Below are 14,281 nucleotides of genomic sequence, written 5' to 3'. Positions count from 1 at the left end.
ATTATTATACCATGTAATTTAGCCTAATGCACGCCATCCGATATCCGTTCTATACATGAAACCGGACCAGGACAATGCATTGACCTGTGCATATACTTTTTCCTGCGCTTCCTTAACGGAATCTCCTTCTGAAGAAATGAACAGCACTCTGCCGCCATTTGCTGCAAACCCTTCACTGGTTGCCTTGGTCCCTGAATGGAAAATATCAACTCCTGACAGGCTAGCCAAGTTCGGAAGGACCTTCCCTTTAACCGGTTTGTCAGGATAGCCTTCTGCCGCTATCACTACACCAAGCACAGCTTGCTCCTGCCACTCCAGCTCGTATTTTTCGCCTTCCAGTAAAGCATTCATGAAATCACCGAAATCCGATTTCATTCGCGGCAGCACGACCTGGGTTTCAGGATCGCCGAACCGTGCATTGAATTCAATGACTTTCGGCCCTTGCGCAGTCAAAATAACCCCTGCATACAGAATGCCATTAAATGGAGCCCCTTCGGCAGCCATTGCTTCAACCGCCGGTTTGACGATGGTGTTGAATGTGGCTTCAACCGTTTCAGCGGAAATTTGGGGCACCGGCGAATATGCACCCATACCTCCCGTATTCGGCCCTCTGTCTCCGTCAAAAGCGCGTTTATGGTCCTGGGAAATCTCCATTGGGTAAATTGCGCCGTTATAGACAAATGACATGAACGAGAATTCTTCCCCATCCAGAAACTCTTCGATGACAACTGTCGAACCGGATTCACCGAATTTCTGATCTTCCAGCATATCGTGCACTGCGGCAATTGCATCTTCTTCGGTTTTTGCTACCACTACTCCTTTGCCGGCAGCGAGGCCGTCCGCTTTGATGACGATCGGTGCCCCCATCTGCCGAATAAATTCAATTGCAGGTGCAATTTCCGAAAATGTTTTGTATGCAGCCGTTGGAATATCATATTTTGCCATCAATTCTTTCGCGAAAGTCTTGCTGCCTTCAATTTGTGCAGCAGCTTTGGAAGGACCGAAAACCCGCAGGCCCTGGCCCTCGAAAAAATCGACAATGCCTGCTGTCAACGGCTGTTCAGGCCCCACAAAAGTGCAATCTATTTGGTGCTCTTTTGCAAATTCAGCCAGCGCGGCAAAATCCATTTCATCAATCGGCACAAGTTCTGATTCAAGGCGCATTCCATCGTTTCCTGGCGCAGCATATACTCTTTCTATAGAAGCAGATCTTGCAAACTGGCGGACGATTGCATGCTCACGTCCGCCCCTCCCAATAACCATAACTTTCATGCCTCTGCCCCTCTCGAATTAATGTTTAAAGTGACGAATTCCCGTAAAGACCATGGCAATGCCATATTCGTTGGCTTTATCAATGGATTCCTGATCTTTCTTTGAACCACCCGGCTGGATGATGGCTTTTATTCCGGCTTTAGCCGCAGCTTCAACCGTATCGGACATCGGGAAAAATGCATCCGAAGCCAGGACTGCCCCTTCTGCACGCGCGCCTGCTTGCTCCAACGCAATTTTGGCGGCGCCGACACGGTTCATCTGTCCAGCTCCGACACCAAGAGTCATATCCGAATCACATACTACGATAGCATTGGATTTCACATGTTTGACAACGTTCCATCCGAGTTTCAGCGCTTCCAGTTCCTGTTCATTCGGCTGACGGTCTGTGGCAACATGGATATCTGCATCTTCGAAACCGAAAGTATCGGGCTGTTGAACGAGCAAACCGCCTTCTACAGTGACCGTATTCCACTTGTCCTGTTTTGTTCCATCAAAAGGAATAGTCAGCAAGCGAATATTTTTCTTTTGAGTCAATATTTCCAACGCTTCAGCCGAAAACTTTGGTGCTATAACAATTTCCAGGAATATCCCTGACAATTTTTCCGCAGTTTCAGCATCCACTTCACGGTTTAGCGCAACAATCCCACCAAAAATGGAAGTGGAATCCGCCGCGTAGGCTTTATTGAATGCATCGGCAATCGTACTACCAGTGCCTACTCCACAAGGGTTCATATGTTTCACCGCAACCGCTGCCGGTATTTTGAATTCCTTGATGATCTGAAGGGCAGCATTCGCATCCTGAATATTATTATACGACATTTCTTTGCCATGCAGTTGCCCGGCAGCTGCAATGGAGAAATCGGAGCCAAGGGGACTGCGATAAAATGCCGCTTTCTGATGGGGATTTTCGCCGTAGCGAAGCGATTGCTGCAATTCGTATGTAAGTGTCAACGTTTCCGGATATTCTTCTCCCGTCAGGTCGGTTAGATAATTTGAAATATAAGAATCATAAGCCGCTGTATGGCGGAAAACTTTCGCTGCCAGACGTCTTCTTGTTTCAGGACTGGTTACAGCTTTGTCTCCGCGCAGCTCACTCAGGACAACTGCATAATCGGCAGAATCCACAATCACCGTAACATAAGCGTGATTTTTTGCTGCAGAACGAAGCATCGTCGGTCCGCCGATATCGATGTTTTCAATAGCGTCGTCGACTGTCACCCCCGGCTTTGTAATCGTTTCACGGAAGGGATACAAATTAACACAGACGATTTCTATAGGGGAAATGCCATTCTCAGCCATTTCACTCTGATGCTGAGAATCATCGTGTTTTGCCAAAAGGCCGCCGTGGACCAGCGGATGAAGAGTTTTTACGCGTCCATCAAGGATTTCGGGGAAGTTCGTTATTTCATCAACTGCTGTAATCGCAACACCATTGTCTTCCAAAAAGCGTTTGGTTCCGCCTGTCGACAGGATTTGATAGTCCATTTTTTCCAGTTCTTGCGCAAATTCCAATATGCCTGATTTATCCGATACACTTAACAAAGCTCTCTTTTTCAAATCGAATCCTCCTAAGAATAATGCAGATGTTTTATTGCGTGAATAATCGCTGCAAAGTTGCAGGATAAAGTCTATGTTCGATTGCATGGATTTCTTTTTCAACAGCTTCGCGGCTGCGGCCGTTCACTTTGAAGGATTCCTGGGCAATAATGCTGCCGGTATCCATTCCCGCATCCACATAATGTACTGTAACTCCTGCCGCTTCAGCTCCGGCCGCCATCGTTTGTCCAATGGCATCTTTTCCTGGGAAAGCGGGCAATACTGATGGATGAATATTGACGATGCGGTTTTCATAAGCCCCTAAAAGCACCGGCCCGATCAATCGCATAAAGCCTGCCAGCACAATCCATTCCACTTGCAGACTTGCAAGCTTTTCTTTCAGCATCTCTTCATATAATTGTTTGGAATCATAGTCGGATGGCATAAAAGCAAAAGATGGGATGTTGGCTTGTTTTGCACGTTCGACGACATAGGCATTCGGACGGTCTGTCACAACAAGAGCGATCTCCGTATTCAAACTGCCTGCTTTTACCGCATCAGCGATCGCCTGAAAATTAGAGCCGTTTCCAGAAGCGAAAACGGCGATTTTAATCTTATTCTTCATTGAGTGTTCCATCCTGTTCACCTTTGAATCGTACACCAGCTGCTGCAGACACATGGCCAATAATATATGCCCGTTCGCCGTTCTTTTCGGCTGATGCCAATACCTGTTCAGCATCTTCAGCGGAAACGGCAAGCACAAAACCGATGCCGGCATTGAAAACAGAAAACAAGTCCCGGTCTGACAACGAACCTTTTTCCTTCAGCATTTCAAAAATGCGCAATACCGGCCAGCTGCCAAGCTCAATTTCAGCACCTAATCCATCCGGCATCATTCGCGGCAGGTTTTCGATAAATCCGCCGCCTGTAATATGAGCCATGCCATGAATTTCTGTTTTGTCAGCAATTGCCGCCACTGTTTCCGCATAAATTTTCGTCGGGGTCAGGAGTTCATTGCCAAGCGGCCCGAGGTCTTCGTAGCCATCAATTATTTGGTCAAGCTGAAAATGGTTCTGTTCAAACACAATATTGCGCACCAGCGAATAACCGTTTGAATGGATGCCACTGGAAGCAAGGCCGATCAATACGTCTCCTGCAGTTATTTTTTCTCCGGTGACAATTTTCGATTTCTCAGCCGCGCCCACAGCAAAACCGGCAATATCGTACTCGTCTTCTTCGTAAAGCCCCGGCATTTCCGCCGTTTCTCCTCCAATAAGAGCTGCACCGGCTTCAACGCAACCGTCCGCTACACCTTTTACGATGCTCTCAATCTTTTCAGGCACAGCTTTTCCGACCGCAATATAATCCAGGAAGAAAAGCGGTTCCGCTCCTTGAGCGACGATATCGTTGACACACATCGCAACGCAATCGATGCCGATTGTATCGTGTCTATCCGCAAGAAAAGCCAATTTCAATTTCGTGCCGACACCATCAGTCCCCGATACCAGGACCGGCTCCTTCAAATTCAATTCGGACAAATCAAACATCCCGCCAAAGCCGCCGAAAGCACCCATCAATCCTTTTCTTGCAGTGCGGTCGACATGGGACTTCATCCTGTTGACAGCTTCGTAGCCGGCTTCAATATTCACACCCGCTTGTTCATATGCTTTAGACAAATTGGTTCCTCCTATTGGCTGACTTCTTTTTGATGAGGCAAAACGGTATCCGGATAAATATCCGTCGGGTACTCCCCAGTAAAACAAGCCAGGCAATGGCCGCATTTGGATCCAGGATCGGTGCGTCCTATATTTTGGACCATGCCTTCAACTGACAGAAATGTCAGCGAGTCCGCACCAATCTGTTCGCGCATTTCTTCCACCGTATTATTGGCAGCGATCAATTCACCTGACGTACTCGTATCAATTCCGTAGAAACATGGATTTTTGATCGGCGGAGAACTGATGACCACATGAACTTCCGTTGCTCCCGCTTCTTTCAGCAAAGTGACAATCCGGCGAGAAGTTGTCCCTCTGACGATGGAATCATCGACCATAATGACCCGCTTGCCATCAACAACCTGGCGAACCGGAGATAATTTCATCTTCACTCCCTGTTCCCGCAAATCCTGGGAAGGCTGGATGAAGGTGCGGCCAACATAGCGGTTTTTAATCAAGCCCAGCTCATACGGAATTCCGCTTTCTTCTGAATAACCGATGGCGGCTGAAATGCTTGAATCAGGAACGCCTGTAACGACATCACCCTCAATCTGAACTTCTCTCGCCAATTGTTTGCCCAGGCGCTTACGCGCTGAATGTACATTGATGCCGTCGATGTCTGAATCCGGACGAGAGAAATAAACATATTCCATCGTGCAGATTGAGCGATCATTCGGATAAGCAAAGCGTTCAGCCCGCATTCCTTCTTTGTCTATAACGATAAATTCGCCGGGTTCAACTGAACGCACAAATTCCGCGCCGACGATATCAAATGCGCAAGTTTCCGAAGCGACAAGCCAAGCGTCTCCAAGTTTGCCGATTGAAAACGGGCGAAGGCCGTGGGGATCGAGTGCAATATACATCGCCTCTTCCGTCAGGATTGCACAGGCAAAGGCGCCTTTTAATAATGATAGCGCATTTTTTATCTTTTCTTCAAAGCTTTCATAGCCGCTGCGTTTAATCAGATGAGCTAAAACTTCAGTATCCGAGGTGGTTTGGAAGATACTTCCCTGGCGTTCCAGATGTTCTCTCAGATGATTGGCGTTCACCAAATTACCGTTATGGGAAATGGCAAGGCCGCCGGTAGTCGAATTGAACAGCAGCGGCTGGACATTTTCGATGCCACTGCCTCCAGCTGTAGCGTAGCGAACGTGGCCAATTGCTCCGGTGCCTCCCATTTTCGCAAGTTTCTCAGGGGTAAATACTTCATTGACCAGACCTTCCCCTTTGACCGGTTTCAGGTTTTGACCATCAGTTGTTACGATGCCTGCGCCTTCCTGCCCTCGATGCTGCAAGGCATGGAGCCCGTAATAGGTAATTTGAGCAGCATTTTCATGTCCCCATATTCCAAAGACACCACATTCTTCGTTTAAGCTTCTGATTTCAGCAAGCATGGTATTGCCCCTTTCCAAGCTGTGCGAAGCGTATCGACCGAATCATGTATCCAGACGACACCGTCTTCACTTTTGATCGTTAATTCCCCGGAGTCTGTGACTGTTCCAATTTGCTTGGCACCTTGAACGACCTGTTCGAATTGTGATGAGTGGCCAGGAGAAACTGTAACGATGAACCGTGATTGTGACTCGCTGAAAAGAGCTGTCGTTGCCGAACCGGAAAGTTCGATATCCATTCCCAGGCCGTTGCCGAAAGCCTTCTCTGCAATAGCTACCGCAACGCCGCCTTCTGCCACATCATGAGCAGATGCCACCAGCCCTTTCTGAATGGCTTCAAGAATCTGCTGCTGACGCTGTGCTTCAACACTTAAATCGATGGACGGAGCTTTGCCGAAAATGCGTCCTTCCACCATTTTCTGAAGCTCACTGCCGCCAAATTCCGTCAAACTGTCACCGATCATATAAACCAAATCGCCGGCATTTTTGGCGTCCTGTGTTGTTACATGCGATAAATCTTCAACCAGGCCAACCATACCGATTGTCGGTGTCGGATAAATCGCTGTTCCGTTTGTTTCATTGTATAGAGAGACATTTCCGCCGATAACCGGTGCATCAAGAATTGTACAGGCTTCAGACATGCCATCAGCCGCTTTCTCAAGCTGCCAGAAAATCTCCGGTTTTTCCGGATTCCCGAAATTCAGGCAATCCGTTATTGCGAGCGGCTTCGCTCCAGATACCACGACATTGCGCGCCGCTTCTGCCACCGCAATTTTCCCGCCCATTTCAGGGTCGAGATAAATATAGCGGGAATTGCAATCCGTCGTCATCGCCAGGCCTTTATTGGTACCCCGAACACGGATAACAGCTGCGTCCGATCCCGGACTTACCACCGTACTCGTGCGGACCTGATGATCGTATTGATCGTAAACCCATTCTTTCGAAGCGATGGTCGGCTGCTGCAATAAAGACTTAAGCGTCTCACCGTAGTTTTCAACTTTCGGTTCAACGTTTTCCATCTGCTGATATTCCTTATAGTAAGCTGGCACACTCGAAGGCTTATGGTAGACCGGTGCATCTTCCGCAAGTGCATCGACTGGCACTTCAGCCACGATTTCACCTTTATGGACAAGGCGCAAAGTGGAATCATCCGTTACTTTACCAACCGTAACAGCATCCAGTCCATATTTCTCGAATAACTTAACGATCTCAGGCTCACGGCCTTTTTTCACAACGATCAGCATGCGCTCCTGCGATTCTGACAACATCATCTCGTAAGCTGTCATGCCGGTTTCGCGCTGCGGGATATGATCCAGATCCATTTCAATTCCTGATCCGGCTTTTGACGCCATTTCAGCTGACGAAGAAGTCAGGCCTGCAGCACCCATATCCTGAATGCCGATCAACGCGTCGGATTTCACCAGCTCAAGGCAGGCTTCAAGCAACAGCTTCTCCATAAATGGATCTCCCACTTGAACCGCCGGGCGATTGTCGCCTGAGGATTCCGTCAATTCTTCCGAAGCGAAAGTAGCACCGTGAATTCCGTCACGGCCCGTTTTAGCTCCGACATACATCACCGGATTGCCGACACCGGAAGCAATGCCTTTTTGAATATCCTGATGGTCGATCAAACCGACGCACATAGCGTTAACCAATGGGTTGCCGTCATATGAAGCATCAAACTGCACTTCGCCGCCGACAGTCGGGATGCCGATGCAATTGCCGTATCCAGCGATGCCGGCAACCACTTCTTCAAACAAATACTTAACTCGAGGGGTAGTCAGTTCGCCAAAGCGCAAGGAATTTAAAAGCGCAATAGGCCTCGCCCCCATTGAGAACACGTCGCGGATGATGCCGCCAACGCCGGTTGCAGCTCCTTGATAAGGCTCAATCGCTGAAGGGTGATTATGCGATTCCATTTTGAAGACCACTGCCTGGCCATCACCGATATCGACAATTCCTGCGCCTTCCCCTGGCCCCTGAAGAACCCGGGGAGCTTTTGTAGGGAATTTTGCCAGCACAGGTTTTGAATTTTTATAAGAGCAATGTTCCGACCACATAACCGAAAACAAGCCGGTTTCCGTGTAATTCGGCGTTCTGCCTAGAATATTTTCCACCATGGCGAACTCTGCATCGGATAATCCCATTTGCTGATAGACTTTCTGCTCTTTGATCTGCTCAGTATTTGGCTCAAGCGTGACTGACATTTGCTTCCCTCCACTGTTTGACGATTGATTTGAATAAAGAAAGTCCGTCACTGCCGCCGATTAAATCGGAAACGGCACGTTCCGGATGCGGCATCATACCGAGCACGTTGCCACGTTCGTTGACGATTCCCGCAATATTATTGCGGCTGCCGTTAAAGTCATCCGCATAAGAGAACACGATTTGGTTATTGTTCTTCAACTGTTCATAGGTCGCATCATCGCAGTAATAATTCCCTTCGCCATGTGCGATTGGAATCCGTATTTCCTGGCCAGCCATATATTCATTCGTAAATAAAGTATTGGCATTTTCAACTTTCAAGCCGACAGTCCGGCACATGAATTTCAGATTTTTATTGCGCAGCAGAACGCCTGGAAGAAGTCCTGCTTCAGTAAGAATCTGGAATCCGTTGCAGATGCCGAGCACCGGTTTGCCTGCTTCCGCCGCTTTCTTCACTTCATCCATCACCGGTGAAGACTGGGCAATCGCGCCGCAGCGCAAGTAATCGCCATATGAAAAGCCTCCCGGCAATAAAATCCCGTCATAGCCGCTTAAATCAGTTGAATCATGCCAAACGTACTCTGCTTCTTCACCCAGTTCATCCTTGACCGCGTGGTACATATCCAAGTCACAATTGGATCCAGGAAATACGATTACTGCGAATTTCATTGCGAGACAGCCTCCTCGATTTCGAAACGGTAATCTTCAATCACCGTGTTCGTCAATAACTTCTGGCACATTTCATTTACAAGCGCATCAACATCACCGGCGTCATCGGTAATCATCAATTCCAAGTATTTGCCGATTCGTACATCTTCAACTTCCCCGTAGCCCATCTTATGAAGTGAACCCATTACTGCAGAACCTTGTGGATCAAGTACGCTTTCGCGCAAAGTGACATATATTTTAACTTTTCTCATGAATGTTGTCCTCCCAGTTTAGCTAAAATGAGTTCATACGCTTCTGTTAAATTGCCGAGATTCCTTCGAAATACATCTTTATCGAGTTTTTGCTTCGTTTTTGCATCCCAGAGTCGGCAAGTATCCGGAGAAATTTCATCCGCCAATAGGATTTGCCCATCATTGTCACGGCCAAATTCAATCTTGAAGTCGACAATGTCCACGCCGACTTCCTTGAAAAATCCGATTAATACTTCATTGACTTCAAGCGCCTTGACGCGCAGCTCGCGAATCTCTTCTGTCGATGCCAGCTCCAGCATTTCAATATGATCTTCTGTAATAATCGGATCGCCGAGTGCATCATCCTTGTAATAGAATTCAACGATTGGCCGCTTCAAAACCGTTCCTTCTTCCAAACCGAGGCGTTTGGCCATACTGCCGGCTACAATATTCCGTGTCACCACTTCGACCGGAATAATCGAAACCTGCCGGACAAGCTGTTCATGGTCAGACAATTGTTTGACAAAATGCGAAGCAATCCCCGCTTTCTGCAATCTTTCGAAAATCAATGATGTAATTTTATTGTTCAACATGCCTTTTCCGGTAATTTCCGCTTTCTTTTCACCGTTGAAAGCTGTCGCTGAATCTTTGTATTCCACCCATAAAATATCCTGTTCGTCCGTTGCGTATAAGCGTTTTGCTTTGCCTTCGTACAATAGCTGACCTTTTTCCATGTAGGAAAACCTCCGTTTAGTTTAATCCAAGCCGGTTGAAAATCATGTCCACTTGCTGCAAATGATGGTTGTAATCGAAGCAATCATCCAATTCTTCTTTTGACAGCTGGGAAGTGATTGTTTCGTTCGCTTCCACGATTTTGCGGAAATGCGTCTGGTTCTCCCACGCTTCCATCGCACAAGGCTGCACCGTATCGTACGCCGCTTCACGAGCCATTCCTTTATCGATCAATGTCAGCAATACCCGCTGCGAATAAATCAGACCAAGTGTCGAGTCCATATTGCGCTTCATGTTTTCCGGGAATACCGTCAAATTCTTCACGATATTGCCGAATCGGTTCAGCATATAATTCAAAGCGATGGTCGCATCAGGCAGGATTACTCTCTCTGCAGATGAATGCGAAATATCGCGTTCATGCCAAAGTGATACGTTTTCGTATGCCGTCAGCATATAACCGCGGATCAAACGCGCCAGCCCTGTCATATTCTCAGAACCGATCGGGTTTCGTTTATGCGGCATCGCAGATGAACCTTTTTGGCCTTTAGCGAAGAACTCTTCCACTTCACGCGTTTCCGATTTCTGCAGTCCACGAATCTCTGTCGCAAACTTCTCAATTGATGAGCCGATCAAAGCCAGAACACTCAAATACTGCGCATGGCGGTCACGCTGCAAAGTCTGTGTCGAAATCGGAGATGCTGCAAGACCAAGTTCCTTACACACATACTCTTCAACAAATGGATCGATATTGGCATAAGTCCCAACCGCACCGGACATCTTGCCCGTTTCGATGGATTTTGCTGCCGCTTCAAAACGTTCCAGATTACGTTTCATTTCTTCGTGCCATAAAGCGAGTTTCAAGCCGAAAGTCGTCGGTTCTGCATGGACGCCGTGCGTCCGTCCCATCATTACGGTCATTTTATGCTCTTTGGCTTTATTTGCTAGTATTTCAATGAAATTTGTCAAATCTTTGCGGATAATCTCGTTTGCCTGTTTTAATAGGTAAGACAATGCCGTATCCACGACATCAGTAGAGGTCAGGCCATAATGCACCCATTTACGCTCTTCTCCAAGCGTTTCAGATACCGCACGTGTAAATGCCACCACGTCATGGCGGGTCTCTTCTTCAATTTCAAGAATTCGGTCCACTGAAAATGAAGCGTTTTTTCTGATTAAAGCTACATCTTCTTTCGGAATATCCCCAATCTCTGCCCAGGCTTCACAAGCTAAAATTTCCACTTCCAGCCAAGCATTGTATTTATTTTCTTCTGTCCAAATTGCGCCCATTTCGGGTCTTGTATAACGTGCTATCATTAGTTTTCCTCCAATTTGTCCGACCAAATGCCGGACGCTTCTATTTCATTTATTGTGCCTGCTAAATCTTTTGTAAGGATTGTTACATGGCCCATCTTTCGGTTATGTTTTGCTTCTTCTTTGCCATAGAGATGGATAGACCAACTCGGATAATGTGCGATTTTCGAGGCCAGAGGCGCTACATGCTGCCCCAATACATTGACCATCACCGTTTCCGACCATAATTCCGGCTTACGCAGCGGCCAGCCGCAAATGGCACGGATATGCTGATGAAACTGGGAGCTATTCGTTGCTTCAATCGAATAATGGCCAGAATTGTGCGGGCGCGGCGCAAGTTCATTGACGATGACATCGCCATTTTTCAGCACAAACATTTCGACCGCTAAAGTTCCAACCATGCCAAGGTGTTCTGCAATCTTTTCAGCAGCATCGGTCGCTTTTGATATCGTCGACTCATCCACCCGTGCAGGAACAATCGTTTTGTGCAAGATATGATTTTTATGGACATTTTCCCCTATCGGCAATAAAGCTGTTTCCCCGTTGCCATTTCGCTGGATAATGACAGAAATTTCTTTGGTGAAATTCACAAATTCCTCGGCAACACAGACACCATTAGCAAACAGCGGCTCAGCAAGCTTCAAATCGTTCTCAGACCGTATTGTCACTTGACCTTTACCGTCATAACCGCCTTTTGCAGTCTTGACTATAAACGGATAATCGATTGTTAAACTTTTCTCAATGAGTTCAGCGTAATTTTCAGCGGTTATATAATTCGCTACCTGAACACCTGATTTAGTAATTTCCTCTTTTTCATAAACCCGATTCTGTGTGATGCGGATGAGCTCGGAGCCTTGAGGAACATATGCGATCTTACACAAATGCGATAATCCCTCAACATCGATGTTTTCGAATTCATAAGTGATGACATCACTCACTGCCGCCAGTTCCTCCAATGCCTCCAAATCATCATATGGAGCAATTAATTGCGTATCTGCTACCTGACCTGTTGGTGAATCCATGGAAGGATCCAGTACCGCAATTTTAAACCCTGCTTCTTTGGCAGCCATCGCCATCATGCGCCCCAATTGGCCGCCGCCGATAATTCCAATGGTTTGTCCCGGCAAGATCGTCTTCATCATATTAGGTCCTCCGTGCTTTTTAGAACTTCAGCTTTAATACTTTCCCTGCGTGACTGCAGCACCTCTGCCACGTCTTCGTCAAAGGCACCAAGTATCTGCGCTGCCAAAAGACCTGCATTTACAGCACCGGCTTTGCCAATCGCCACTGTAGCGACCGGTACTCCTCCAGGCATCTGAACAATTGACAGCAATGAATCCAGACCATTCAGAGCTTTAGACTGAATCGGAACGCCTATAACCGGCAATGTAGTTTTAGCTGCTAGCATTCCAGGTAGATGGGCTGCCCCACCTGCACCTGCAATAATCACTTTAAGTCCGCGTTCTCTTGCTTCTACAGCATAACTGAACATCAAATCTGGCGTCCGGTGGGCAGAAACTACCTGCTTTTCATAAGCTATGTTCAGCTCATCCAATACGTCACAAGTGTTTTTCATTGTTTCCCAATCACTCGAACTTCCCATGATCACACCGATTCTCGGATTCATCGAATCTCTCCTTTTAGAAAGTAAAAAGCCCTCAAATAAACTGCTCACTTTTACGTGAAAAGCAGTTTACTTAAGGACTTCAAAATCAACGAAATATAGACTGATGGCATACATGCACATCCCTCGCGTCATTTCCATAAGTTGCTTTCCCGCATAGTCCAGACATTCCGGTGTCTTGGTAGAGACGCAGAAGCCAATTCTTCTGCATATATGGGGTTTCCTAATTAATCATAACAATTCAACATTTACTAGTCAACACTAAAATCCGAACATTAAGTTGTCAGAATATAGTATAGTTCGGATATTACTCTTATAAAAATTTATTCTTCTATTTTTAACCCTTTAAATTTTATTATTTGCCTTACTGGAACCGGCACTCCGTCTTTTTCTTCAAATAACGGCTCTTCTTTTCTGCCAGCTGCCATATACCCTTCAGCTTTCATGCGCTCCAGACAGTCTTCCATTGTCTCGTTTTCGGCAACTTCAAACCATATTGTTTTTTTACTCATTTAAATAGATTTCCTTTCCTAACCTGCTTAACCCAGAATCCGCCATGAATCGATTTAGGTTCATAAGCAATGATAAATGCTTTAGGATCGATTTCTTTAATAGTGGTATATAGTTTTAACTCCATTTTTCTTGGCGTTAAAATTTGCATGGACTGACGGTCGCCATCTCGTCCATTGGCTGCCCAATCAGTGACACCATAACCTTTTTCACGCAATGCTTTAGGTAAAAGCTGGTTTTGTTCACTAGTAATAACGTTTACTGTAATATATCCGAGTGCCATCTTCTCTTCTATTTTAGATCCAACAATAACTCCTGAACCATACCCGATTGCATACGCTACAAGATTTTGAATTTGGTCCAAGTTATCCAGCACCAATCCAAGACCCACTATATAAATCACTGTTTCTACCATACTGACCATCGCGGCTAAATAGCGATAGCCTTTTAAAGTCATAATCATTCTTACAGTAAAAAATGATACATAAACAATATTGATGGAGAAAATGATGATTATCATTAACCATGGATTTATTTCCAATTCGTACACCCTTTCATTTTCCCTTAAGAATCAAATTTCATATTAGTGGAATCCACACCATAAAGCAAGAGCGAAAGGTCGTCCATGCCTTTTCAATTACTGGTGCATTTATAGTAACTTACTCTTTTGCAGAACAATTTAAGTTGCTGATAGTGTTTACTCAAATTCATCATGTGTGATTTTTCTTCTATGTAGTATATAGAAGAAAACTTTTGACCATGTAGAAATCAAACTTTCTTTTAATAACAAAAAAGGCCGCTACCGCTTGCGCGGTAACGACCTTCTGCTGTATGCCCAGCGGCGTCCTACTCTCACAGGGGGAGACCCCCAACTACCATCGGCGCAAAAGAGCTTAACTGCCGTGTTCGGGATGGGAACGGGTGTGGCCTCTTTGCCATCGTCACTGGACTGGTTTTTTTGAGTGCTTGCGCCCTCAAAACTGGATAAACGGACATGGAAACATTTTTGATGCAAAGCAATTCATAAAAGTAATTGGTTAAGTCCTCGATCGATTAGTATTCGTCAGCTGCACGTGTCGCCACGCT

At 46.3% G+C, this 14,281-nt stretch carries 14 protein-coding genes, 1 rRNA gene and 1 riboswitch; all 15 genes read right to left on the bottom strand.

Annotation, left to right across the window (positions count from 1 at the left end; translation table 11 throughout):
• Positions 1-18: 18 nt before the first annotated feature.
• Positions 19-1,272: a phosphoribosylamine--glycine ligase gene (gene purD / locus DP120_RS17510; RefSeq protein WP_112224924.1), complete on the bottom strand. Its 1,254-nt coding sequence runs from the start codon at positions 1,270-1,272 to the stop codon at positions 19-21.
• Positions 1,273-1,290: 18 nt separating this feature from the next.
• Positions 1,291-2,829 (bottom strand): bifunctional phosphoribosylaminoimidazolecarboxamide formyltransferase/IMP cyclohydrolase, encoded by a 1,539-nt coding sequence (gene purH / locus DP120_RS17505; RefSeq protein WP_112224923.1) that lies wholly within the window; start codon positions 2,827-2,829, stop codon positions 1,291-1,293.
• Between the two features lie 31 nt (positions 2,830-2,860).
• Positions 2,861-3,433 carry a phosphoribosylglycinamide formyltransferase gene (gene purN, locus DP120_RS17500; protein WP_112224922.1) on the bottom strand — a complete coding sequence of 191 codons (573 nt, stop codon included), beginning with the start codon at positions 3,431-3,433 and terminating at the stop codon, positions 2,861-2,863.
• A complete protein-coding gene (gene purM, locus DP120_RS17495) occupies positions 3,423-4,484 on the bottom strand; it encodes a phosphoribosylformylglycinamidine cyclo-ligase (RefSeq protein ID WP_112224921.1) in 1,062 nt (353 codons plus the stop codon). The genes purN and purM overlap by 11 nt, the downstream gene beginning before the upstream one ends.
• Positions 4,485-4,495: 11 nt before the next feature.
• Positions 4,496-5,917 (bottom strand): amidophosphoribosyltransferase, encoded by a 1,422-nt coding sequence (purF, locus tag DP120_RS17490; protein WP_112224984.1) that lies wholly within the window; start codon positions 5,915-5,917, stop codon positions 4,496-4,498.
• Entirely contained in the window at positions 5,893-8,121 is a 2,229-nt protein-coding gene (purL, locus tag DP120_RS17485; RefSeq protein ID WP_112224920.1) for a phosphoribosylformylglycinamidine synthase subunit PurL, read from the bottom strand. Before purL ends, purF begins: the two co-directional genes overlap by 25 nt.
• On the bottom strand, positions 8,105-8,788 hold the full coding sequence (purQ, locus tag DP120_RS17480) for a phosphoribosylformylglycinamidine synthase subunit PurQ (protein WP_112224919.1): 684 nt from the start codon (positions 8,786-8,788) through the stop codon (positions 8,105-8,107). Before purQ ends, purL begins: the two co-directional genes overlap by 17 nt.
• Positions 8,785-9,039, bottom strand: a complete 255-nt coding sequence (gene purS / locus DP120_RS17475; RefSeq protein ID WP_112224918.1) for a phosphoribosylformylglycinamidine synthase subunit PurS — start codon at positions 9,037-9,039, stop codon at positions 8,785-8,787. The genes purQ and purS overlap by 4 nt, the downstream gene beginning before the upstream one ends.
• Positions 9,036-9,752, bottom strand: coding sequence for a phosphoribosylaminoimidazolesuccinocarboxamide synthase (purC, locus tag DP120_RS17470; RefSeq protein WP_112224917.1), 717 nt, complete (start codon positions 9,750-9,752; stop codon positions 9,036-9,038). Before purC ends, purS begins: the two co-directional genes overlap by 4 nt.
• Before the next feature lie 16 nt (positions 9,753-9,768).
• Positions 9,769-11,064, bottom strand: coding sequence for an adenylosuccinate lyase (purB, locus tag DP120_RS17465; protein ID WP_112224916.1), 1,296 nt, complete (start codon positions 11,062-11,064; stop codon positions 9,769-9,771).
• On the bottom strand, positions 11,064-12,203 hold the full coding sequence (gene purK / locus DP120_RS17460; protein ID WP_112224915.1) for a 5-(carboxyamino)imidazole ribonucleotide synthase: 1,140 nt from the start codon (positions 12,201-12,203) through the stop codon (positions 11,064-11,066). The genes purB and purK overlap by 1 nt, the downstream gene beginning before the upstream one ends.
• Positions 12,200-12,688: a 5-(carboxyamino)imidazole ribonucleotide mutase gene (gene purE / locus DP120_RS17455; RefSeq protein ID WP_112224914.1), complete on the bottom strand. Its 489-nt coding sequence runs from the start codon at positions 12,686-12,688 to the stop codon at positions 12,200-12,202. Before purE ends, purK begins: the two co-directional genes overlap by 4 nt.
• A 134-nt stretch (positions 12,689-12,822) precedes the next feature.
• Positions 12,823-12,922, bottom strand: a riboswitch (purine riboswitch).
• Between the two features lie 86 nt (positions 12,923-13,008).
• Entirely contained in the window at positions 13,009-13,197 is a 189-nt protein-coding gene (locus tag DP120_RS17450) for an NETI motif-containing protein (protein WP_112224913.1), read from the bottom strand.
• Positions 13,194-13,715 carry a DUF2179 domain-containing protein gene (locus DP120_RS17445; RefSeq protein ID WP_205854563.1) on the bottom strand — a complete coding sequence of 174 codons (522 nt, stop codon included), beginning with the start codon at positions 13,713-13,715 and terminating at the stop codon, positions 13,194-13,196. Before DP120_RS17445 ends, DP120_RS17450 begins: the two co-directional genes overlap by 4 nt.
• A 313-nt stretch (positions 13,716-14,028) precedes the next feature.
• Positions 14,029-14,144 (bottom strand): 5S ribosomal RNA (gene rrf / locus DP120_RS17440).
• Between the last annotated feature and the right edge of the window lie 137 nt (positions 14,145-14,281).

Source organism: Planococcus halotolerans (assembly GCF_003289955.1).
In the GTDB taxonomy this organism is placed as follows: domain Bacteria; phylum Bacillota; class Bacilli; order Bacillales_A; family Planococcaceae; genus Planococcus; species Planococcus halotolerans.
Note: the sequence above shows the minus strand (reverse complement) of the source record. Positions and strands in the feature narration are given on the sequence as shown.

Excerpts from the sequence above, each read along its gene's own strand:
- purD (WP_112224924.1), bottom strand. The coding sequence starts at position 1,272 with ATGAAAGTTATGGTTATTGGGAGGGGCGGACGTGAGCATGCAATCGTC.
- purN (WP_112224922.1), bottom strand. The coding sequence starts at position 3,433 with ATGAAGAATAAGATTAAAATCGCCGTTTTCGCTTCTGGAAACGGCTCT.
- purF (WP_112224984.1), bottom strand. The coding sequence starts at position 5,917 with ATGCTTGCTGAAATCAGAAGCTTAAACGAAGAATGTGGTGTCTTTGGA.
- purL (WP_112224920.1), bottom strand. The coding sequence starts at position 8,121 with ATGTCAGTCACGCTTGAGCCAAATACTGAGCAGATCAAAGAGCAGAAA.
- purQ (WP_112224919.1), bottom strand. The coding sequence starts at position 8,788 with ATGAAATTCGCAGTAATCGTATTTCCTGGATCCAATTGTGACTTGGAT.
- purS (WP_112224918.1), bottom strand. The coding sequence starts at position 9,039 with ATGAGAAAAGTTAAAATATATGTCACTTTGCGCGAAAGCGTACTTGAT.
- purC (WP_112224917.1), bottom strand. The coding sequence starts at position 9,752 with ATGGAAAAAGGTCAGCTATTGTACGAAGGCAAAGCAAAACGCTTATAC.
- purB (WP_112224916.1), bottom strand. The coding sequence starts at position 11,064 with ATGATAGCACGTTATACAAGACCCGAAATGGGCGCAATTTGGACAGAA.
- purK (WP_112224915.1), bottom strand. The coding sequence starts at position 12,203 with ATGATGAAGACGATCTTGCCGGGACAAACCATTGGAATTATCGGCGGC.
- purE (WP_112224914.1), bottom strand. The coding sequence starts at position 12,688 with ATGAATCCGAGAATCGGTGTGATCATGGGAAGTTCGAGTGATTGGGAA.
- DP120_RS17450 (WP_112224913.1), bottom strand. The coding sequence starts at position 13,197 with ATGAGTAAAAAAACAATATGGTTTGAAGTTGCCGAAAACGAGACAATG.
- DP120_RS17445 (WP_205854563.1), bottom strand. The coding sequence starts at position 13,715 with ATGATAATCATCATTTTCTCCATCAATATTGTTTATGTATCATTTTTT.